Raw genomic sequence first — 16,502 nt, 5'->3', positions numbered from 1 at the left:
GCGGCTTCGGCGGCGTCCGAAAAATCAGACAAAGCCCGCGGCGCGAACGACGTTCGCCTGCGGGCTTTCGTTTGCTCGCTGCGTTCGCGTGATCGCGCCTCGGGTCAGCCCGCCGAGCGCCGGCCCGCCCATCTTTGAGCCTGCTCGGCGTCCCGCTCGGCCAGCATGCCGCGCACGGTCTCGACCAGCGTCGCGAGCGAGCTTCGCGACTTCGTCATCGCGGCCTCCGCGCGCGCCGCGACGGCGCGATCGGCGTCGCGCGCCGAGAAGATGATGGCGCGCAACGGCCGTGGATAGGCTTCCTCGAAGGTCGACAGCAGATCGAGACCCGAGCCGTCCTCGAGCGCGACGTCGAGGATCGCGATCTCGTAGCCGCCCGTCTCGACCTCGCGGCGCGCCGCCGCGACGCTCGCGACCGCTGTGACGTCGGCGTAAGGCGCAAGCGCGGCGGCGACCACGTTGCAGAGGTCGGCGTCATCCTCGACGTGGAGAATGCGCGGACGATTGGTCTGCGGCCCCACCCGCTGCAACAGCAGCTTGGCGAGGCGGCTCGTATCGACGGGCTTGCGCATCCAGGCCGCCACGTCGAGCCCATTGGCGCGGACGTCGCTGCGCGCGCGATCGGCGTCGGCCGAAATGACGAAGACCGGCAGCTCACGGCCCTTCTCGGTCGCTCTGAGGTCGCGGATGAGGCTGATGCCGTCGCCGTCCGGAAGATTGAGGTCGACCAACACGGCGACGATCTCCTCCTGCTCGACCGCCTGGAGCGCGGCGCGAACCGTCCCGGCGGTGAGCGCCTCATAGCCGGCGTCGCGCATCTGCTCGGCGAGGATCGCGGCGATCAGCGCGTCGTCCTCGCACACCAGAACCTTGGCTTTGGGCGGCAGCTCCGCGAAGGCCGGCGCGGCGGCGCGCCCGCGGGTCACGTGGCGAGGCAACTGCACCTCGAACTCGGTGCCCTCGCCGATCGCCGTGCGGTACGAGAGCGCGCCGGCGTGCCGCTCGACGATCTCGCGGCAGATTGCGAGACCGAGCCCGGTGCCGCCCTTGCGCCGGCTGTCGGAGCCGTCCGCCTGGGCGAACTTCGTGAAGAGGCGCGGCCGGAACGACTCCGGAATGCCCGGACCGCGGTCCTTGACCACCACCGACACCGCTTCGCCGAGCGCCGAGACGACGACCGTCACGATCCCGCCGCGCGGCGAGAACTTGATGGCGTTCGACAGCAGGTTGGTGACCACCTGCGTCAGACGGTCATGGTCGCCGTAGACCATCAGGCCGGCGCCGCCGGGCGCAAGCTCGACCTCCACCTCGTACTCGTCCGCATAGGCCTTCAGCCCGCCGATCGCCTGGCCGACCAGGTCGATCACGGAGACCGACCGCAGCTCGAACGTCATCCGGCCGGCCTGGATCTTCTCGATGTCCAGAATGTCGTTGATGAGCCGCACCAGCCGCAGACTGTTTGAATGGGCGATCTGGATCAGGTGACGGGCGCGCTCGCCCAGCGGGCCGGCGGCGCCGCCCGTCAGCAGGCCGAGCGATCCCGCGATCGAGGTCAGCGGCGTGCGCAGCTCATGGCTCACCGTCGAGACGAACTCGCTCTTCAGCCGCTCCACGCGCTTGCGCTCGCTGATGTCGCGGGCGCTGAGGAAGATGCGCTCGATCTCGCCGTTCGCCCCGCGCAGCGGCACCTGGACGACCTCGAAGACGGTCGACAGTCCGCTCGTCTGCGGCTCGCGCTCGACGGTCGTCACGGCTCCGAGCTCGAGGGTGCGCTTGAGGTCGCGCTCGATCGCAAGGCCGCGCGAGCCCGGGAAAACCTCGCGGGGAGACCGGCCGACGACCTCGCTCGCCGCAAGACCCGAGATCGCCGTCGCGGCCGCGTTCCAAGTCTCGACGCGAAACTCTCCGTCGCGGCCGACGCCGATCACCACCTTGGCGTCGGGGGAGTGGTCGAACAGCCCGCGGAACAGCGCCTCGGCGCCTGTCAGGCGGCGCTCGCGATCCTCGATGGCGGCCGCCATGGCGGCGAGCGCGCGGCCGAGCGCGCCGACCTCGCCGCCCGCCCTCACGTCCGGCCGCGCCGCGAGCTCGCCGGCCTGCAGGCGGCCTGCGTAGGCGATCAGCCGCCTGAGCGGCGACAGAACCATGATCTCGGTGCCGAGCACGCCGAGCGCGAGCGAGCCAAGCAGAATCGAGACGATCAGCAGCAGGCGGGCGTTCAGGCGGGCGTCGACCGGCCGCACGACCTCACGACGCGGCGCGCCGACGACCAGGGTGCCCTGCCCGTCCAGCACGCGCCGGGCGAAATAGACCGTCGGCCGCCCCTTGAGGTCCGACGCCTGGAACGCCTGCCCGGGATTGGCGAGCGCCTGGGTGGCGAAGGTCGCGTCCGCAAGGTTCTGGCCGACGCCGGCGAGATCTTTCGGCTGCGTGGCGATCGCGACGCCGTCGCGGTCGAGCAGGACGAGCGTCTCGCCGCGGGGCATGTCGCCGCCGAGCCCCTCGAGCGGCGATGCGAGCTCCGACAAATCGAGGCTCGCGACCAGCAGCATCGTGGTCTCGCCGTCCTCGGTCACCGGCATCGCGAGCGCCATGCGCGGCGCGCCGCTGATGCGCGCGAGGATGAAGCCCGAGAGCGTGAAACGGCCGCTTGCGAAGGCCTCGCGCACATAGTCGCGGTCGCCGACGTTGAGCGACAGGCTCGCCGGATCGTTCGAGCAGCGGACGACGCCCGACCGGTCGACGGTGTAGAGGGCGCGGACGCCGGAGATGATCGGCAGATAGGCGGTGAGTTCCCGATCGCAGACGGGCCCCGGCTGTCGGACCGACTGGGAGCGGGCGAGGAAGGTGAGCATCTGGCGCGTCTGCGCCACCACCGCGTCCTGGCGTTCGCCGCCGAGCCGTCCGAGCGCCGCGAGACGCTCGCTCGCGGCCGCAAGCGCCGCCTCGCGCTCGGCGCTTGCGAAATGGACGGTGAGCGCGACGAGCGGCGCGAGCACCACGACGCCGATGTTGGCGACCTGCCAGCGCAGGCTCGCCGCCGGACGGTCGAATCCCATCGCGACGAGCAGCAGCGTGAGCGCGAGCGCCGCGTTGAAGGCCGTCTGCTCGAAGCCGTCGATCACGCCGAGCGTCGCCGGATCGTAGACGTGCAGCGCGATGGCGAAGAGCGGGATCGCGAGGCCGCAGAGCCTCAGGCACTGTCGAAGATCCTCGGCCCGTCCCGAGCGGGCCGGCGTCAGCGCCGCGGCGATCGCCGCGAGCAGCAGCGCGAGGCTGACCGCGACGCTCGATCTGCCGGGGTGCCCGGTCCATGGCTCGCTCACGTCGCGGGCGACGAGCGTGTCGATGCCGAAATCGAAGCTTGTGAGATGCTGCAGCAGCGTGAGCACGGCGATCAGGCCGCCGACCGCCGCAAGCCCGTAGCCGAAGGCCCGGAAGCCCGCGCCGCGACGCTGCAGCGCGAACCAGGCGCCGCAGGAGGCCAGGATCGACAGCGCGGCGTTCACCTTGATGGCGGGCAGGCCCGGCAGCAGGCTCGACAGGCGGGGCGCGCCCAGAACCTGACCGACGAGCCCCATAGACGCGACGGCGCATGCGAGCAGGGCGAGCGCCATGCCGAACGCAAGTCTGGTCGAGGCGGTCGTGCGCGGCCTCGTCATTTACCCGCCGGTAAGATTCGTTGCCCGGGTAACCTTATCTCGTCCAGCGACGATAACGAAGTGCGTCCAGCCGAATGTTTGACCGAAACCTCATGCGACTTCCGATGACGCCCCCGGCCTCTCCATGATCACGAGGACGTCAGCTAAGTAGTCGCACGTATTGAGCAATCGCTCCCGACATCGCCTCCTTATCCGGGAATTTCCACCCGAATGATCCGCCGGCTTCGGCCGCAGCGACGGAGACGACGATGGCGAAGCGTTGGCTGATGAGTCTTGCCTGCGGCCTGGCCGCGCTCGGAGCGCTGCAGGCGGGCGCAGGAGAGGCGAAAGCGACCACCATCGTGGCGCTGTCGCCGATGAGCCGCTCGCTCATCCTGATCGACGCGGACAAGGCGAAGGTCATCAAGACCGTGCGCCTCAAGGGAGCCGCGGCGCTCGGGACGCTGCGGACGATCGCCTTCAACCCGAGCGACCAGTCGATCTACGGCATGGACGACTTCTTCGACCTGTTCCGAATCACGCCGGAGACCGGCGCCTCGAAATACACCGGCAACATCGGGCGCTTCGCCACGCCCACCACGCGGATGGACTGCGCCCGGATCGGGACGCGCGACAGCTGCAGGTTCATCTCGCAGGACGGCTACTTTGCAGCCTTCGATCTTCCCAAGGGCGACAACGCGCTGGTCCTGCCGGGGCTGAACGGGCTGCTCGGAAAGCGCGTCCTCGGCGTCGCCTACGCGGCCGATCTGCGCCTGCTTCTGGTGGAGGGACTGACGGACCAGCTGTTCCTCGTCTCCCCGCCCACCAGCGGAACCATGGTCCCGATCGGCAGGCTCGGCGTCGACGTCGAGGCTCCCATCGCCTTCGACGTCCTGACCACCGGCAAAAAGGCCGGCGGCTACATGATCGCCAAGCGCACGCTGCACAAGGTCAACGTCAAGTCGGGCAAGACCACCAAGGGCAAGATGATCAAGAACCTGACGGTCGACGTGACCGACATGGTGGTTCTCGAGGACTGACGTCGCGCAGGGCAAGCGAGCTGGCGACAGACGCCTGCCGGCCGACTGCGTCGTCGAAACCGCCGATGGCCTCTTGCGGCCGGTTCAGCGCGGAGCGCGGCCTATTCCGCCGACAGCCGGAAACGAACGCGGGCCGGCGCGGAAACTCCGCCCGGCCCGTCTCGGTTCGCCCGACACGTTCGATCTGGGATCGACATTTTGAGAAAGAAGTTCCTTCAGGAACTCCCCACCAAGCCTTGAGGGCTTGGTGGGCGCACTAGGGCTCGAACCTAGGACCCGCTGATTAAGAGTCAGCTGCTCTACCAACTGAGCTATGCGCCCGGAAACCCGAGGGGTTTCGGTCTGCCGTGCGGCAGCGGCGGGGATGTAACAAAGCTCCCCGCCGCTGGCAAGCGCCGTCTTACGCGTCTTCCTGGAAAACTTCCTCGCGCTTGGCTTTCACCGAGGGCAGGAACACCACGACGAGCACCAGCGCCGCGATGATCAGCAGCGACAGGCTGAGCGGACGGGTGACGAACACCGTCGGATCGCCGCGCGAGATCGTCATGGCGCGGCGCAGGTTTTCCTCGAGCATCGGCCCGAGCACGAAGCCGAGCAGAAGCGGCGCGGGTTCGCATTCGAGCTTGACGAGGATGTAGCCCAGCAGGCCGAAGGCCGTGACCGCGTAGAGGTCGAAGGCGTTCGAGTTCACCGAATAGACGCCGATGCAGCAGAAGGCGAGAATCGCCGGGAACAGCATCGTGTAGGGCACGGTGAGCAGGCGCACCCACATGCCGATCAGCGGCAGGTTGAGCAGCACCAGCATCAGGTTGCCGATCCACATCGAGGCGATGACGCCCCAGAACAGCTCCGGCTTCTCGGTGGCGACGTTCGGGCCGGGCTGGATGCCCTGAATGATCATCGCGCCGATCATCAGCGCCATGACGGGGTTGGCCGGGATGCCGAGCGTCAGCATCGGGATGAAGGAGGTCTGCGCGCCGGCGTTGTTGGCCGATTCGGGAGCCGCCACGCCCTCGATCGCGCCCTTGCCGAAGCGTTCGGGCGTCTTCGAGATCTTCTTCTCGACCGTGTAGGCGGCGAAAGACGACAGGACCGCGCCGCCGCCCGGCAGGATGCCGAGCACCGAGCCGAGCGCAGTGCCGCGCAGCACCGGCGCCCACATCGCCTTGAAGTCTTCCTTGGTCGGCCAGAGGTTCGTGACCTTCTTGACCATGACCTCGCGGTCGCTCTCGTCCTCGAGGTTCCGGAGGATCTCGGCGATGCCGAAGATGCCGACCGCGACCGCGACGAAGTTGAGGCCGTCGGCAAGCTCGAGATAACCCATGGTGAAGCGCTGGGCGCCGGTGTTGACGTCCGAGCCCACGAGGCCGAGCAGCAGCCCGACCACCACCATCGCCAGCGCCTTGATCACCGATCCGGACGCCAGCGCCACCGAGGCCACGAGGCCCAACATCATCAGCGAGAAATATTCGGCGGGACCGAATTTCAGCGCGAGATCGGTGAGGGGCGGCGCGAACAGCGCGATCAGGACGGTGGCGACCGACCCCGCGAAGAACGAGCCGAGCGCGGCGGTGGCGAGCGCGGGGCCGGCGCGGCCCTGCTTGGCCATCTGGTAGCCGTCGATCGCCGTCACGGCCGAGGAGCTTTCGCCCGGCAGGTTGATCAGGATCGCGGTGGTGGAGCCGCCGTACTGCGCGCCGTAATAGATGCCGGCGAGCATGATCAGCGAGGTCGCCGGCTCGAAGTTGAAGGTGATCGGCAGCAGCATCGCGATCGTGGCCGTCGGCCCGATGCCCGGGAGAACGCCGATCAGCGTGCCGAGCAGGACGCCGACGAAGCAGAAGGCCAGGTTGACTGGAAGGGCCGCGGTCGCGAAGCCGAGGCCGAGATTGTTGCCGAGTTCGGCGGCGGAGCTGAGGAAATCCATCTGTCTGTCTCCTCGCTCAGGCGCCGATGCCGAAAAGGTCGCGGAACCAGTGCACGACCGCGCCGAGCGCGCCCGCGATGGCTGTGCCGAGGCCGGCGAAGGGCGACATCAGCGCGTCGAAATAAGGGTTCAGGGCGTCGAAGGGCCCTGCGAAGACGGGCGTCGGCAGGCCCAGCATCCGCTGGAACACGATCACGCAGAAGAAGGTGAGCAGGACCGTCAGGATGATCGCGAGCTTGATCGTCGAGCGCTGGCTGGCGAAGGCCGAGATCAGAACGACGAGCGCGACCGACGGAGCGAGGCCGAACCAGCGCACCGTCAGGCCGAACACGATCGGCGCCGCGAGGATCAGGATCGCGCCTCGCCACGGCACGCCGGTCATGGGCGACGGCGCCTTGCCGACCGCCTTGATGAGGATGATCAGCCCGAGCGCGCCGAGCACGGCGGCGAGCAGGAGCGGAAAGAAGCCCGGGCCCATCCGCAGGGCCGAGCCGATCGTGAGCTCCATCGTGCCGAGCGCGAACAGCGCTGCGATCGCGATGAAGATGCCGCCCGCGGCGGCGTCGCGTGTGTTGACTTGCATGGAGATCCGGGTCCCGAAGGGTCGACGCGCGGGCTCTCCCCGCGCGGACGCCAAAACAGGAAGGCCCGCCGGAGAGGATCTCCTGCGGGCCCTCGCGGGTCGTCAGTCGGCGTAGACGCCGGCGGCTTTGATCACCGGCGCCCAGCGCTCCACCTCGGAGCTGAGCTTGGCCTTGAGCGCCTCCGGCGTCGCGTCGGCTTCCGGCGACGGGGTGGTGCCGAGATCGGCGAAGCGCTTCACCACGTTCGGATCCTTCAGCGCCTTCTGGAGCGAGGCGGTGAGCTTCTTCAGGATCTCGGGCGAGGTGCCCTTCGGCGCGTAGAGGCCGTGCCAGATGCCGACCTCGAAGCCCGCCAGGCCGCCTTCGGTCGCGGTGGGCACGTCGGGCAGCGCCGGCACGCGCTCCTTGGTGGTCGTGGCGTAAGCCTTGATCTTGCCGGTCTTGATCTGGTTCGTCGTGTTGGTGGTCTGGTCGCAGGTGAGGTCGACCTGCTTGCCGACGAGGTCGGTCATGACCGGGCCGGTGCCCTTGTAGGGAACGGTGACGAGCGGCGTCTCGATCTTCTGCATGAACAGCATGCCGCAGAGATGGCTCGCGGCGCCGACGCCGGCGTTGGCGTAGGTCACCTTGTCCTTGTTGGCTTTCAGGTAGTCGACGAGGCTCTTGAGATCCGTCGGCTCGAAGTCCGAACGGGCCACGATCGTCATGGGCACTTCGGTGACGAGGCCGACATAGTCGAAGGCGTTCAGCGTGTCGTAGGGGAGCTTCCGGTAGAGCGTCGCGCTCGTCGAGATGCCGATGTGATGCAGCAGCAGCGTGTAGCCGTCGGCGTCGGCCTTGGCGACGCGGCCTGCGCCGAGAGTGCCGCCGGCGCCGCCGACGTTCTCGACGATGAGCTGCTGGCCGAGATCCTTGCCCATCGACTCGGCGATGAGGCGCGTGACCGTATCGGTCGGGCCGCCGGCCGCGAACGGCACGACGACGGTGATGGTGCGATTGGGATAGTCGGCGCTGTGAGCCGCTCCTACCCCGAGAGCCACGAACATAGCCGCGGCTGCGGCGAACGACTTCAGCATTCTCGTCTTCTCCCTGACGCCGACCGGCGAGGCGGTGAACCGCATCGTTCTTTGGCGGTATTGACTTTCCGCCGGTCCAAACACGCGGCCGCGGCTTAGACGCCGCTGGCCTTTCGTCGCTTATGTTTCATCAAAAGCACGAGCGCAACAGGCGAAAATCCCAATTCGTCGCTATAAGGACAACTACTTACGGCCCTGACCAGTCACAGAAGAGCGAGCGGCCGACGATCGATTTGGTCGCCCGACCAATGTGATCGCTTGCGACTCTTAAATCGCCTGTTCCCGGCGCGGGCCTCAGCCGCGTCGGGCGCGTCGCCGCGGAACGTTCGAAGCCGAATGTGGAAAACCGCTCCGCGGCGGAGCGCGGGACGAAGGCGACGCCGGCCCCTCCCCGCGCCGCCCGTCAGGTCACTTCGAGGCGACCGGCGTGATCGTCACGTCGAAGCCGGTCGAGTCGAACCGCCAGTGGCCGTTCGGATTGAGGGCGAACTGCACGCGCTGGTTCTTCGAGAGCTCGCGGGTGAAGCTGAAGGACTTCTTTTCGCCCGGCTTCAGCGCGGCGGGGTCCGCGGCGCCGCTCAACACGACGGTCTGCTTCTCGCCGAACGCCTTCCGGGTCTGGTCCTTCGTGCCGATGACGATGCGCGGCGCGACGCTGGTCGGCGCGTTGTCGAGGATCTCGAAGAAGCCTTCCATCCTGTAGAAGCTGTGCGCGGGCGCGGTGAACACCACCATGGTCTCCTGGCCGTCCAAGCGCGGATGCATCACCAGCGCGTCGGTCGGGATGACGACCTTGCTCGAGCCGGGATCGTGCAGCGCCACGGCTCCGGTCGCGTTCACCGACACCGAGGACTCGCCGTCGTAGAAGCTGTCGAGCAGTCCGTTGGCGGCCGAGATCAGCCCGGCCGGGTACCGCACGAAGCTGGCCTTGTCGCCGGCCGTGCCGTAGCCGTAGGACCAGACGCCGCCTGGATTGTTGTACGAGAAATCGCGGGTCGCCTTGTAGGACGCCGGAGCGGGAGACTGCGCGGAGGCGGGTCCGACAGTCGCGAGAAGCGCCGCGACGGCGGCGCAGGTCAGCATCGTCTTCATGTCACGTTCCCCACAGGCCGCAGACTGGCGGCCATGGGCGGAACGATCGTTCCGGAAAACCGAAGCGGTAGTCGTAGAACCACGTAGCGACGCGGGGCTTAAGATCACGTTCCCGTGATCATCAGGCGACCTTAAGCCGATCCACCACCGCAGCCGCAGCGGCGTCCCCCGTTCGGTAGGCGCCGTGCGCGGTCGAGAAGTCGCGCTCCGAGCAGGCCTCGCCGGCGAAGAACAGCCGTTCGTCGACGGGCGCCGCCAGCCTCGCCCGGTCGCCGGCCCGGCCGGGAACCGCGTATGAGTAGGACCCTCGGGCGAATGGGTCGGACGCCCACAAATGCATCGGCAGCGGCTTGAGCCGCTTCGTGACCCCGGCGCCGAACAGGCGAGTGAGTTCGGCGAAGGCGAAGTCCACGAAAGCCGCTTCGCCGCCTCGCTCGAGTTCGGCCGCGCAGGCGCCGCCGAAATAGGCCTCGACGACAGGCCGGCCGAGCGGGCGGAAATGATAGGCGGCGGTCGCCGCCCGGTCGGTGCGGCCGAAGACGCGGCTTTCGGGCTCAAAGCCGTCCGGCCGGTCGAGCCGGAAATAGAGCTTGTCCGCAAGCCCGAGCGGCAGGCCCGCGGCCGCGTCGCGCTTGTCGGGAAGGTCCGGCGCGAACGCGATCGCGCCGGCCGCGATCAGCGCGCTCGGGACGCAAACGATGACGGCCCGCGCCGAGACCGCGCCAGCGGGCGTCTCGACCCTGACGAGGCGCCCCGAGTGATCGATCCGCGTCGCAGGCGCGCCGAAAGCCACCGGCAGCCCCGCGCCATGCGCGGCGATCGCGGCGCCGTAGCCGCCGGCGACGCGCCAGTTCTCGCCGGTGTCGCGATAGGCGTTGAGGTCGTCGGCCGAAACGCGCTCAGGCTCGGCGCCGCTGACATAGGTGGACGTCGCGCCCATCAGCCCGTTCCAGCGCGACGCGGGATCAAGGAAATCGGAAACCGGGAGGTCCGCGCCGTCCCGCCGGGCGGCCCAGAGCGCGAGCCGCTCGCGCAGCGCCGCGGCGTCGGCGCGGTAGGCCGCCTGATCGGCCGCCGGAAATCCGGCCTCCATCATCGGCCGCGTCCACGGCGTCGGACCGCGGACGACCTCGCCGCCCTCTTGCTCGATGACCTCGACCCAGGGGTTCCGGTCCGCCGAATGCAGCCAGCCGCAGCCGAGGTCGAGCGGCCCGGCGAGCGGATCGACGCGGGTGAAGCCGCGCCCGCCCAGTCGCGCGCGAGCCTCGAGGACCTGAAGGGTCAGGCCCGCGGCCGCGATCCGCCGACCGGCCGCGATCCCGGCGGCGCCGGCCCCGACCACGACGACGTCGACCTCGTCGACCGGCATCGGCTATGACCTCGGCCCATGGTTTCGGAGAAGACCGCGTTCCGCATCGTCGTCGCGCTCGCGGGTCTCGTGCCCGTCGGCGCGGGGCTTGCGGGCGCGCTCGGCGGCGCGGCCGTCTTCGCCGCCGCGCCCGACCCCTTCGATCTCTCGCTCGACAGCCATGCGCGCTACCTTTCGGGCCTGCTGCTCGGCATTGGGCTCGCCTTCTGGGCGACGCTCGGGCGTCCGGAAGTTCATGGCGCCCGCTACCGGCTGCTCGGCGCGGTGGTCGTCCTGGGCGGCCTCGCCCGGGCGTTCGGGCTTCTGGCCGGCGAGCCGGACCTCGCGATGCGGCTCGCCCTCGTGATGGAGCTCGTGGTCACGCCGGCGATCTGCCTCTGGCAAGCGCGGCTCGCCCGAAACGCGCCTTAGCCCGCCTTGCCGCGATGGACCGCGAAGGGCGAGAACGCCTGGTCGGTCGGCATCACCTGCAGGCGGTTGATGTTCACGTGGGCCGGCAACGTCGCGCACCAGAAGATCGTCTCGGCGACGTCGTCGGCCGTCATGCCGCGCATGTTCTCGTAGACGCTCGAGGCCTTGTCCTCGGCGCCCTTGAAGCGGACCAGCGAGAACTCGGTCTCCACCATGCCGGGCTCGATGTTGGTGACGCGAATGTTCTTGCCGAGCATGTCGGCGCGCAGCGCGAGGCAGAACTGCTTCACGAAGGCCTTGGTGCCGCCATAGGTGTTGCCGCCCGGATAGGGATAGTCGCCGGCGACCGACCCCAGTCCGAAGACGTGGCCCTGCCCGCGCGCGACCATGCCCGGCAGCGCGGCGCGAACCGTGTTCACGAAGCCGGTGACGTTGGTGTCGATCATCGTGTGCCAGTCGTCGATCGCGACCTGGTCGCCCGGCAGCAGGCCGAGCGCGAGGCCGGCGTTCGCCGCCACGACGTTGACGCCCGCGAAGGGCTCGGGAAGGCTCTCGAAGAGCTTCACCGTGGCCTCGTAGTCGCGCACGTCGTGCTCGGCGAAATGGAAGGCGTCGCCCAGCTCGGACTTGAGCTTCTCGAGCCGCTCGACCCGTCGCCCGGTTCCGACCACCTTGGCGCCGGCGCCGATGAAGCGACGCGCGATCGCCTCGCCGAAGCCGGACGTCGCTCCGGTGACGAGAACCGTCAGGGTTTTGGGATCGAGCGGGGTGGTGGTCATCGGCGTCAGCTCCGCGGCTTCTCGAAGAGAAGAGCGGGACCTAGCGCCTGACGCGACGGAAAGCGAGCCTTGCGGCGCAGCCATGCGAAAAGGCCCGCGCGAGGGGGTCTCGCGCGGGCCTCGGACTGCCGGAATCCACCTGATCAGCGGATCGTGGTCTTGGTCTTCACGTCGCCGTCGTCGTCGATCGTGGTCTTCGATTTCACCATGTCGCCGGAGTCCTTCTCCTTCGACTTGATGACCACGTCGCCGTTCTTCTTTTCCTTGACCTTCACGTCCGTGCTCTCGGTGCGGTCGCGGTCGGTCGTCACCACGGTGGTCTGCGCAAGCGCCGGACCGGCGGCCAGACAAGCGGCGAGCAGCGCCACAGGACCGGCGCGACGGACGGTGGCCATCAGGCCGCGGGTGTCATTGGTCGTCATCTGTGCATCCTCCGCGCGCCCGCCGGACATGACGCGACCCGCCGCATCGCGGCGGCTCGCCGATCTCGTCAATTCGTCTTGGACGGCCGCGTTACGGAGCGCGACGAACCTTCAGGCCTCGTGCGCGCTTCCATGTAGTTCGCCCTCGCCAGTCAGAACGCGCAATGTCATGGCGGGTTCCGCAGAAAATTTAGACTTGTGGACAATCTAAATAATCTCGTCCCGGTTTGGAACTTGGCGGAGTCGAGGACCGTTCGTCGATACGTGACCCGCAGATGAGACCCTCGGGCGACCCGCGTCGACGACGCGGCTTCAAGACACAAACGAAGGGAGGGCCGCGCATGATCCGCGAGGCCGAGCCGGTCCTCGATCGGCACACGCAGGAGCGGCTTGGCCGCATGCTGCGCGAGAAACTCGACGTCGACCGTCAGCCGACGTCGTCCACGGAGATCGAAAAGCTCCTGGCGAGCCTGCGCGCGGCCGACGACCTCGGCTGCGAAAAACAGCGCCGCTCCTGACGAACGCGATGCGTCACGGAACCGTCATCGCCGTCCGAAGGTTGCTTCCGGGAGGGCGATGACGGTCCCGGCGACAGCGATCGCCGGGCCTTCCGGAGCATTTCCATGTCCACGATACTGCTGATCATCCTGATCCTGATCCTCATCGGCGTCGTGCCGGTCTGGCCGCATTCGCGCGGCTACGGCTACGGGCCAAGCGGGATCCTGGGCGTGATCGTGATCGTGCTGATCATTCTCGCGCTTCTCGGGCATCTCTGATCGCCCGAAACAGCTGGCCCCGCGGACGCATACGTAGTCTTCCCGACTGTCCGCGGGGTCGCCGCCCCAATTAATAGTGAGCTCTCGACGAACATCGGTCCGCCGACCGGATTCTCTTGGGAGCTCAAATGGTTCGCGTCGCCGCGGCACTGGCCGTCCTGTTGGCCTCGAGCATCGGGGCCTCGGCTCAGGAACCCGCCCCGAAGAAGGACGCGCAGGGCGGACGGATGAAGGCGGCGTTCAAGTCCTGGGCGGCCCAATGGGGCGTCCAGAACGCGAGTTTCGCGGTCATGCGCGACGACGACGTCGTGGGCCTTGCGAAAGTCGGGGACGGCGATCCGAAAGCCCCACGTCCCGTGGCGAGCCTCTCGAAAGCGATCACAGGCGTCTGCGTCGCCGAACTCGTCGAGAGCAAGAAGCTTTCCTACGGCGCCAATCTCGGCAAGCTCCTGAAAGCCTATTTCAAGAAGCGCCCGCCGGCCGATCCCGCAGCGAAGTCCATCACGGTCGGCCAGTTGCTGAACCACGCCGCCGGTCTCACCTACGACCCCACGCAGGGCACGGCCGAGTTCGCGGCTCTCGACTTCAAGAAGCCGGACCTGACGTCGGTGACCGCCATGGCGCTCAACCGGCCCCTCGGAGCGAAGACCTACGTCTACAACAACGCCAACTACGCTGCGCTCGGTCTCGTGATCGAGTCCGTGACGGGCAAGAGCTACGAGAAGGCCTGCTCGAAACTCGTGCTGACGCCGGCCGGCGTGAAGAAGGCGGGCTTCGATCCGAACTGGCGGATCATGGCGTCCTGGGGCGGCTGGAACATCTCGGCCGTCGACTACGCCAAATTCCTCGATCACTTCCGCCCGGGCAGCAAGCTGTTGAAGTCGCCGCCGAGCTCCTGGCCGCAGGTCGGCCTGGAGGGCGGGGCCTTCTATTCGATCGGCACGTATCAGCGCATCAGCCGCGACGGCGTGACCTACAATTTCTGGCACTCCGGCGCTTGGCGCTGGAGCGCCGCCTCGATCCCCGAGCGGAACGTGAACTACGGCGCCTATTTCGTGGTGATGTTCCAGAACCTGCGCTACGTCGCGAACTATGCGCCGCAGCCGCCGAGCGCGGCGATCGGCGACCTCGACAACGTCATGTGGGCGGCGGCCTATCCGGCGCGCTTCTCGACGAAGCCGGCGGCGCCTTCCGCGGCGGCCCCTGCGTCTGAGGCGAACGGCTCCGACCGGGGCGTCGAGGACATCGAGATCGACCGCGCCCGCCAGCGCTGACCGCGCAGGCGGCGGGCGCCTCGCCTCCGCCGTCTCAATCGAGGCGCGTGAGCGACTGCGTCTTGCACAGCAGGCCGACGACGCAACCCTTGAGCCGCAGCCGGTTCGGCCCGTCGGCAAAGATCCGGCCGGCATAGGTGCGGCCGTCGTCGGGATTGTAGAAACGGCCCGTCCAGACGTCGCCGTCGAAGCGCATGCCGCTGACGAGGGCGAGGCCGATCACCGGCCGGTCCCGCAGCGCCGGATCCGGATTGTATTTGTCGCGCTTCGGCCGGCCGTCCTTGGCGTTCGGCTTGCGCAACCCCGTGAGCGTCGCGCAGAGCGATCCGCCGCAATCCGCGATGCGGATCTGCGCCTTGCCGTTCGAAAGGCTCCAGAGCCCCGAGGGCACGGGAGCGGCGAGCGCCGGACTCGACGACAAGAGAGCGAGCGCGGCGACGAGCGAGCGTGTCTTCATCATCCGGCACATAGGCGCGGCGCCGCGCGCCGCAACGCGCAAAAGAAAAGAGCCGGCCCAAAGGCCGGCTCTCAAGTCGTCGAGGGAGGATAAGACGGGTCAGATCAGGCCGCGGCGGCGGCTTTCTGGGCCGGGACCTCGGAGATCGTCTTCAGGATCTGCGAGGCGATCGCATAGGGGTCGCCCTGCGAGTTCGGGCGGCGATCCTCGAGATAGCCCTTGTAGTCGTTCTTGACGAACGAGTGCGGCACGCGGATCGAGGCGCCGCGGTCGGCCACGCCGTAGGAGAACTTGTTCCACGGGGCGGTCTCGTGCTTGCCGGTCAGACGCTTGTCGTTGTCCGGGCCGTAGACGGCGATGTGGTCCATCAGGTTCTTCTCGAAGGCGGCCATCAGCGCTTCGAAGTACTCCTTGCCGCCGACCGTGCGCAGGTGCTCGGTCGAGAAGTTGGCGTGCATGCCCGAGCCGTTCCAGTCGGTGTCGCCGAGCGGCTTGCAGTGGTACTCGATGTCGATCTCATAGGACTCGCAGAGGCGCTGCAGGATGTAGCGCGCGACCCACATCTCGTCGGCGGCCTTCTTGGAGCCCTTGCCGAAGATCTGGAACTCCCACTGGCCCTTCGCGACTTCCGCGTTGATGCCCTCGTGGTTGATGCCGGCGGCGAGGCAGAGGTTGAGGTGCTCCTCGACGATCTTGCGGGCGACCGAGCCGGACGCCGCATAGCCGACGCCGCAATAGTACGGGCCCTGCGGGGCCGGGTAGCCGGTGGTCGGGAAGCCGAGCGGGCGGCCGTCCTTGTAGAAGAAGTATTCCTGCTCGAAGCCGAACCAGGCGCCGTCGTCGTCGAGGATGGTGGCGCGGGCGTTGGTCGGGTGCGGGGTGACGCCGTCCGGCATCATCACTTCGCACATCACCAGGATGCCGTTCTCGCGGGTGGCGTCGAAGAAGTGGCGGACCGGCTTCAGCACGCAGTCGGAGTTCGAACCTTCGGCCTGCATCGTGGACGAGCCGTCGAAGCCCCACAGCGGCAGCTGCTCGAGCGTGGGATACTCCGCGAATTCCTTGATCTGGGTCTTGCCGCGGAGGCCCTGGACCGGCGAGTAGCCGTCGAGCCAGAGATACTCGAGCTTATACTTCGTCATTGCGAACCTCTCAGAAGCGCGATCACGCGAGGGGTTGAGAAACGGTCGACGTCCGACGCGCCGCGGCGCGCGCGGGCGGCGGACGAACGCCCGAATGAAAGCATCAACCGTGCCAATGGCGGGGAATGCGGGCTGCGTCGGGTTGGCGCGCGTCGCCTCTCGGAACCGGGGCCCGCTCGGGGAGAGACATGCGGCTGCGCCGCTATGGCCTCATCCCGCAACGTTCGCAGCGCTTTAATCACGCTATGGCGCCGGGCCGGACCAAGGCCGTCGCGGACCGGCCTGACGACCGTCATGGTCGCTCCGGCCACGCCGCCCACGTGGCGCGCGCAAACTCATGCACAAAAACTGAGCGTGAAACCCTTGCTTCGAAATGGGGCGCCAAGCTCTTTGCTGATACTTGCGCCAAAAGCTGCTTTTTGATGAGGCACTCAGTACAAAAAATGCGCAGTCGTTGCTATCTTCACGATGCGAGCCGGCTCAAGGTCGGCGCTGTCTGAAGGAGAACGCAT

At 68.1% G+C, this 16,502-nt stretch carries 16 protein-coding genes and 1 tRNA gene; 6 read left to right on the top strand and 11 right to left on the bottom strand.

Annotated features, from left to right (window positions below; genetic code table 11):
* Positions 1-104: 104 nt before the first annotated feature.
* Entirely contained in the window at positions 105-3,662 is a 3,558-nt protein-coding gene (locus ACFOWB_RS07070) for an ATP-binding protein (RefSeq protein ID WP_378146455.1), read from the bottom strand.
* Positions 3,663-3,910: 248 nt separating this feature from the next.
* Here ACFOWB_RS07070 and ACFOWB_RS07065 point away from each other — a divergent pair, with 248 nt between their 5' ends.
* A complete protein-coding gene (locus tag ACFOWB_RS07065; protein WP_261403991.1) occupies positions 3,911-4,681 on the top strand; it encodes a DUF4394 domain-containing protein in 771 nt (256 codons plus the stop codon).
* Between the two features lie 245 nt (positions 4,682-4,926).
* Here the strand turns inward: ACFOWB_RS07065 and ACFOWB_RS07060 are convergent.
* The 6 genes from ACFOWB_RS07060 to ACFOWB_RS07035 form a co-directional block, all read right to left on the bottom strand.
* A tRNA-Lys gene (locus ACFOWB_RS07060) sits at positions 4,927-5,002 on the bottom strand.
* A gap of 79 nt (positions 5,003-5,081) precedes the next feature.
* Positions 5,082-6,608: a tripartite tricarboxylate transporter permease gene (locus ACFOWB_RS07055; protein ID WP_378146453.1), complete on the bottom strand. Its 1,527-nt coding sequence runs from the start codon at positions 6,606-6,608 to the stop codon at positions 5,082-5,084.
* A gap of 16 nt (positions 6,609-6,624) precedes the next feature.
* Positions 6,625-7,191: a tripartite tricarboxylate transporter TctB family protein gene (locus ACFOWB_RS07050; RefSeq protein WP_378146451.1), complete on the bottom strand. Its 567-nt coding sequence runs from the start codon at positions 7,189-7,191 to the stop codon at positions 6,625-6,627.
* Positions 7,192-7,293: 102 nt separating this feature from the next.
* The gene (locus tag ACFOWB_RS07045) at positions 7,294-8,268 is read right to left on the bottom strand and encodes a tripartite tricarboxylate transporter substrate-binding protein (RefSeq protein WP_261403993.1); all 975 of its coding nucleotides are present in this window, start codon (positions 8,266-8,268) and stop codon (positions 7,294-7,296) included.
* A gap of 408 nt (positions 8,269-8,676) precedes the next feature.
* Positions 8,677-9,360, bottom strand: coding sequence for a hypothetical protein (locus ACFOWB_RS07040; RefSeq protein ID WP_261403994.1), 684 nt, complete (start codon positions 9,358-9,360; stop codon positions 8,677-8,679).
* A gap of 121 nt (positions 9,361-9,481) precedes the next feature.
* Complete coding sequence (locus tag ACFOWB_RS07035) at positions 9,482-10,729, bottom strand: flavin monoamine oxidase family protein (RefSeq protein ID WP_261403995.1); 1,248 nt, start codon at positions 10,727-10,729, stop codon at positions 9,482-9,484.
* An 18-nt stretch (positions 10,730-10,747) separates the two neighbouring features.
* Here ACFOWB_RS07035 and ACFOWB_RS07030 point away from each other — a divergent pair, with 18 nt between their 5' ends.
* Positions 10,748-11,140 carry a DUF4345 domain-containing protein gene (locus tag ACFOWB_RS07030; RefSeq protein WP_261403996.1) on the top strand — a complete coding sequence of 131 codons (393 nt, stop codon included), beginning with the start codon at positions 10,748-10,750 and terminating at the stop codon, positions 11,138-11,140.
* On the opposite strand, the gene ACFOWB_RS07025 is transcribed toward ACFOWB_RS07030, so the two are convergent.
* Positions 11,137-11,919, bottom strand: coding sequence for an SDR family NAD(P)-dependent oxidoreductase (locus tag ACFOWB_RS07025; protein WP_261403997.1), 783 nt, complete (start codon positions 11,917-11,919; stop codon positions 11,137-11,139). The two genes, ACFOWB_RS07030 and ACFOWB_RS07025, sit on opposite strands and share 4 nt — an antisense overlap.
* Positions 11,920-12,062: 143 nt before the next feature.
* Entirely contained in the window at positions 12,063-12,341 is a 279-nt protein-coding gene (locus ACFOWB_RS07020) for a hypothetical protein (protein ID WP_261403998.1), read from the bottom strand.
* 341 nt (positions 12,342-12,682) lie between these two features.
* Between ACFOWB_RS07020 and ACFOWB_RS07015 the strand changes: the two genes are divergently transcribed.
* The 3 genes from ACFOWB_RS07015 (at position 12,683) to ACFOWB_RS07005 (ending at position 14,391) form a co-directional block, all read left to right on the top strand.
* Positions 12,683-12,859 carry a hypothetical protein gene (locus ACFOWB_RS07015; protein WP_261403999.1) on the top strand — a complete coding sequence of 59 codons (177 nt, stop codon included), beginning with the start codon at positions 12,683-12,685 and terminating at the stop codon, positions 12,857-12,859.
* Between the two features lie 99 nt (positions 12,860-12,958).
* Positions 12,959-13,117: a DUF3309 domain-containing protein gene (locus tag ACFOWB_RS07010; RefSeq protein WP_261405633.1), complete on the top strand. Its 159-nt coding sequence runs from the start codon at positions 12,959-12,961 to the stop codon at positions 13,115-13,117.
* A 128-nt stretch (positions 13,118-13,245) separates the two neighbouring features.
* Positions 13,246-14,391, top strand: coding sequence for a serine hydrolase domain-containing protein (locus ACFOWB_RS07005; RefSeq protein WP_261404000.1), 1,146 nt, complete (start codon positions 13,246-13,248; stop codon positions 14,389-14,391).
* Positions 14,392-14,425: 34 nt separating this feature from the next.
* Here ACFOWB_RS07005 and ACFOWB_RS07000 read toward each other — a convergent pair whose 3' ends face one another.
* Positions 14,426-14,848 (bottom strand): DUF2147 domain-containing protein, encoded by a 423-nt coding sequence (locus tag ACFOWB_RS07000; protein ID WP_378146446.1) that lies wholly within the window; start codon positions 14,846-14,848, stop codon positions 14,426-14,428.
* Positions 14,849-14,952: 104 nt separating this feature from the next.
* Positions 14,953-15,990 (bottom strand): glutamine synthetase beta-grasp domain-containing protein, encoded by a 1,038-nt coding sequence (locus ACFOWB_RS06995; RefSeq protein ID WP_261404002.1) that lies wholly within the window; start codon positions 15,988-15,990, stop codon positions 14,953-14,955.
* A gap of 188 nt (positions 15,991-16,178) precedes the next feature.
* Here ACFOWB_RS06995 and ACFOWB_RS06990 point away from each other — a divergent pair, with 188 nt between their 5' ends.
* A complete protein-coding gene (locus tag ACFOWB_RS06990; protein ID WP_261404003.1) occupies positions 16,179-16,490 on the top strand; it encodes a hypothetical protein in 312 nt (103 codons plus the stop codon).
* The last annotated feature ends 12 nt before the right edge of the window (positions 16,491-16,502 follow it).

The organism is Chenggangzhangella methanolivorans, assembly GCF_042648545.1.
In the GTDB taxonomy this organism is placed as follows: domain Bacteria; phylum Pseudomonadota; class Alphaproteobacteria; order Rhizobiales; family Methylopilaceae; genus Methylopila; species Methylopila methanolivorans.
This window is presented reverse-complemented; position numbering and strand designations above follow the sequence as displayed.